The following is a 4,986-nucleotide window of genomic DNA, read 5'->3' as shown; positions in this document are numbered from 1 at the left end:
AGACCTTTGAGAACTGAACAAGACGATGTGCAGGGCTTCTTAAAGAAGTCAAAAATAAATCTGTCAGAGAACAGAATGAGTGAAGACTCAAACAAATCATAATTAAATGAGAGTTTGATCCTGGCTCAGGACGAACGCTGGCGGCGTGCCTAATACATGCAAGTAGAACGCTGAAGGAGGGGGCTTGCTTCTTCTGGATGAGTTGCGAACGGGTGAGTAACGCGTAGGTAACCTGCCTGATAGCGGGGGATAACTATTGGAAACGATAGCTAATACCGCATAAGAGGTAATAACACATGTTATTAGTTTAAAAGGGGCAACTGCTCCACTATCAGATGGACCTGCGTTGTATTAGCTAGTTGGTAAGGTAACGGCTTACCAAGGCGACGATACATAGCCGACCTGAGAGGGTGATCGGCCACACTGGGACTGAGACACGGCCCAGACTCCTACGGGAGGCAGCAGTAGGGAATCTTCGGCAATGGGGGCAACCCTGACCGAGCAACGCCGCGTGAGTGAAGAAGGTTTTCGGATCGTAAAGCTCTGTTGTAAGAGAAGAACGGATGTGGGAGTGGAAAATCCATGTCGTGACGGTATCTTACCAGAAAGGGACGGCTAACTACGTGCCAGCAGCCGCGGTAATACGTAGGTCCCGAGCGTTGTCCGGATTTATTGGGCGTAAAGCGAGCGCAGGCGGTTTCATAAGTCTGAAGTTAAAGGCAGTGGCTTAACCATTGTACGCTTTGGAAACTGTGAGACTTGAGTGCAGAAGGGGAGAGTGGAATTCCATGTGTAGCGGTGAAATGCGTAGATATATGGAGGAACACCGGTGGCGAAAGCGGCTCTCTGGTCTGTAACTGACGCTGAGGCTCGAAAGCGTGGGGAGCAAACAGGATTAGATACCCTGGTAGTCCACGCCGTAAACGATGAGTGCTAGGTGTTGGGTCCTTTCCGGGACTCAGTGCCGCAGCTAACGCATTAAGCACTCCGCCTGGGGAGTACGACCGCAAGGTTGAAACTCAAAGGAATTGACGGGGGCCCGCACAAGCGGTGGAGCATGTGGTTTAATTCGAAGCAACGCGAAGAACCTTACCAGGTCTTGACATCCCGGTGCCCGTCCTAGAGATAGGATTTTGCTTCGGCACACCGGTGACAGGTGGTGCATGGTTGTCGTCAGCTCGTGTCGTGAGATGTTGGGTTAAGTCCCGCAACGAGCGCAACCCTTATTGTTAGTTGCCATCATTCAGTTGGGCACTCTAGCGAGACTGCCGGTAATAAACCGGAGGAAGGTGGGGATGACGTCAAATCATCATGCCCCTTATGACCTGGGCTACACACGTGCTACAATGGCTGGTACAACGAGTCGCAAGTCGGTGACGGCAAGCTAATCTCTTAAAGCCAGTCTCAGTTCGGATTGTAGGCTGCAACTCGCCTACATGAAGTCGGAATCGCTAGTAATCGCGGATCAGCACGCCGCGGTGAATACGTTCCCGGGCCTTGTACACACCGCCCGTCACACCACGAGAGTTTGTAACACCCGAAGTCGGTGAGGTAACCTTTTAGGAGCCAGCCGCCTAAGGTGGGATAGATGATTGGGGTGAAGTCGTAACAAGGTAGCCGTATCGGAAGGTGCGGCTGGATCACCTCCTTTCTAAGGAAAAAACGGAACTGTACATTGTCTTGTTTAGTTTTGAGAGGTCTTGTGGGGCCTTAGCTCAGCTGGGAGAGCGCCTGCTTTGCACGCAGGAGGTCAGCGGTTCGATCCCGCTAGGCTCCATAGAATCGTAAGATTCTAAATTGTCCATTGAAAATTGAATAACTATCAAATAGTAACAAGAAAATAAACCGAAACGCTGTGATTTAATGAGTTTAAGGTCAACAGACCAAAATAAGGTTAAGTTAATAAGGGCGCACGGTGGATGCCTTGGCACTAGAAGCCGATGAAGGACGTGACTAACGACGAAATGCCTTGGGGAGCTGTAAGTAAGCGCTGATCCAGGGATGTCCGAATGGGGGAACCCACTAACTAATGGTTAGTATCCTACACTGTTAAAGTGTAGGAGGGAAGACGCAGTGAACTGAAACATCTAAGTAGCTGCAGGAAGAGAAAGCAAAAGCGATTGCCTTAGTAGCGGCGAGCGAAACGGTAAGAGGGCAAACCAAAGAGTTTACTCTTTGGGGTTGTAGGACTGCAATGTGGACTTAATGATTATAGACGAATCATCTGGAAAGATGAGCCAAAGAGAGTAAAAGCCTCGTAGTCGAAATAGTGATTATACCTAGCAGTATCCTGAGTACGGCGGGACACGAGAAATCCCGTCGGAATCTGGGAGGACCATCTCCTAACCCTAAATACTCTCTAGTGACCGATAGTGAACCAGTACCGTGAGGGAAAGGTGAAAAGTACCCCGGAAGGGGAGTGAAATAGAACCTGAAACCGTGTGCCTACAACAAGTTCGAGCCCGTTAATGGGTGAGAGCGTGCCTTTTGTAGAATGAACCGGCGAGTTACGATATGATGCGAGGTTAAGTTGAAGAGACGGAGCCGTAGGGAAACCGAGTCTTAATAGGGCGACTTAGTATCATGTCGTAGACCCGAAACCATGTGACCTACCCATGAGCAGGGTGAAGGTGAGGTAAAACTCACTGGAGGCCCGAACCAGGGCACGTTGAAAAGTGCTTGGATGACTTGTGGGTAGCGGAGAAATTCCAAACGAACTTGGAGATAGCTGGTTCTCTCCGAAATAGCTTTAGGGCTAGCGTCGATGTTAAGTCTCTTGGAGGTAGAGCACTGTTTGGGTGAGGGGTCCATCCCGGATTACCAATCTCAGATAAACTCCGAATGCCAATGAGATATAATCGGCAGTCAGACTGCGAGTGCTAAGATCCGTAGTCGAAAGGGAAACAGCCCAGACCACCAGCTAAGGTCCCAAAATAATTGTTAAGTGGAAAAGGATGTGGGGTTGCACAGACAACTAGGATGTTAGCTTAGAAGCAGCTATTCATTCAAAGAGTGCGTAATAGCTCACTAGTCGAGTGACCCTGCGCCGAAAATGTACCGGGGCTAAAACAATTTACCGAAGCTGTGGATCCCTTAGGGGATGGTAGGAGAGCGTTCTATGTGTGTTGAAGGTGTACCGTGAGGAGCGCTGGAACGCATAGAAGTGAGAATGCCGGTATGAGTAGCGAAAGATGGGTGAGAATCCCATCCACCGTAAGACTAAGGTTTCCAGGGGAAGGCTCGTCCGCCCTGGGTTAGTCGGGACCTAAGGAGAGACCGAAAGGTGTATCCGATGGCCAACAGGTTGATATTCCTGTACTAGTGTATGAAGTGATGGAGGGACGCAGTAGGCTAACTTGTCCCAGCGATTGGAAGTGCTGGGCTAAGCAGTGAGGTGTGATATGAGTCAAATGCTTATATCTGTAACATTGAGCTGTGATGGGGAGCGAAGTTTAGTAGCGAAGTGAGTGATGTCACACTGCCAAGAAAAGCTTCTAGCGTTAATCATACACTACCCGTACCGCAAACCGACACAGGTAGTCGAGGCGAGTAGCCTCAGGTGAGCGAGAGAACTCTCGTTAAGGAACTCGGCAAAATGGCCCCGTAACTTCGGGAGAAGGGGCGCTGGCTTTAAGTCAGCCGCAGTGAATAGGCCCAAGCAACTGTTTATCAAAAACACAGCTCTCTGCTAAATCGTAAGATGATGTATAGGGGGTGACGCCTGCCCGGTGCTGGAAGGTTAAGAGGAGGGTTTAGCTTTTAGCGAAGATCTGAATTGAAGCCCCAGTAAACGGCGGCCGTAACTATAACGGTCCTAAGGTAGCGAAATTCCTTGTCGGGTAAGTTCCGACCCGCACGAAAGGCGTAATGATTTGGGCACTGTCTCAACGAGAGACTCGGTGAAATTTTAGTACCTGTGAAGATGCAGGTTACCCGCGACAGGACGGAAAGACCCCATGGAGCTTTACTGCAGTTTGATATTGAGTATCTGTACCACATGTACAGGATAGGTAGGAGCCTATGAAATTGGGACGCCAGTCTCAATGGAGGCGTTGTTGGGATACTACCCTTGTGTTATGGCTACTCTAACCTAGATAGGTTATCCCTATCGGAGACAGTGTCTGACGGGCAGTTTGACTGGGGCGGTCGCCTCCTAAAAGGTAACGGAGGCGCCCAAAGGTTCCCTCAGAATGGTTGGAAATCATTCGCAGAGTGTAAAGGTATAAGGGAGCTTGACTGCGAGAGCTACAACTCGAGCAGGGACGAAAGTCGGGCTTAGTGATCCGGTGGTTCCGTATGGAAGGGCCATCGCTCAACGGATAAAAGCTACCCTGGGGATAACAGGCTTATCTCCCCCAAGAGTTCACATCGACGGGGAGGTTTGGCACCTCGATGTCGGCTCGTCGCATCCTGGGGCTGTAGTCGGTCCCAAGGGTTGGGCTGTTCGCCCATTAAAGCGGCACGCGAGCTGGGTTCAGAACGTCGTGAGACAGTTCGGTCCCTATCCGTCGCGGGCGTAGGAAATTTGAGAGGATCTGCTCCTAGTACGAGAGGACCAGAGTGGACTTACCGCTGGTGTACCAGTTGTCCTGCCAAGGGCATCGCTGGGTAGCTATGTAGGGAAGGGATAAACGCTGAAAGCATCTAAGTGTGAAGCCCACCTCAAGATGAGATTTCCCATGATTTTATATCAGTAAGAGCCCTGAGAGATGATCAGGTAGATAGGTTAGGAGTGTAAGTGTGGTGACACATGTAGCGGACTAATACTAATAGCTCGAGGACTTATCCAAAGAGTCATAAGAAGTAGCGTAAGGTTAATTTGTTTAGATAGTTATTCAATTTTGAGTAGACAAGAGATCTATTCAATAGTTAAGTGACGATAGCCTAGGAGATACACCTGTTCCCATGCCGAACACAGTAGTTAAGCCCTAGAACGCCTGATGTAGTTGGGGGTTGCCCCCTGTTAGATAGGGTAGTCGCTTGGCT

General features: G+C 49.9%; 1 tRNA gene and 3 rRNA genes. All 4 read left to right on the top strand.

Annotated elements, in window-relative coordinates:
• The first annotated feature begins 102 nt into the window (after positions 1 to 102).
• The 4 genes from AALA56_RS09670 (at position 103) to rrf (ending at position 4,985) form a co-directional block, all read left to right on the top strand.
• Positions 103 to 1,651: ribosomal RNA gene (locus tag AALA56_RS09670) — 16S ribosomal RNA — on the top strand.
• 53 nt (positions 1,652 to 1,704) lie between these two features.
• Positions 1,705 to 1,777: transfer RNA gene (locus AALA56_RS09665), tRNA-Ala, on the top strand.
• A 115-nt stretch (positions 1,778 to 1,892) separates the two neighbouring features.
• Positions 1,893 to 4,790: ribosomal RNA gene (locus AALA56_RS09660) — 23S ribosomal RNA — on the top strand.
• A 79-nt stretch (positions 4,791 to 4,869) separates the two neighbouring features.
• A 5S ribosomal RNA gene (rrf, locus tag AALA56_RS09655) occupies positions 4,870 to 4,985 on the top strand.
• The 16S, 23S and 5S rRNA genes sit together here with 1 tRNA gene alongside, the layout of an rRNA operon.
• The last annotated feature ends 1 nt before the right edge of the window (position 4,986 follow it).

Source organism: Streptococcus hyointestinalis (genome assembly GCF_041225505.1).
GTDB lineage: Bacteria > Bacillota > Bacilli > Lactobacillales > Streptococcaceae > Streptococcus > Streptococcus hyointestinalis_B.
Note: the sequence above shows the minus strand (reverse complement) of the source record. Positions and strands in the feature narration are given on the sequence as shown.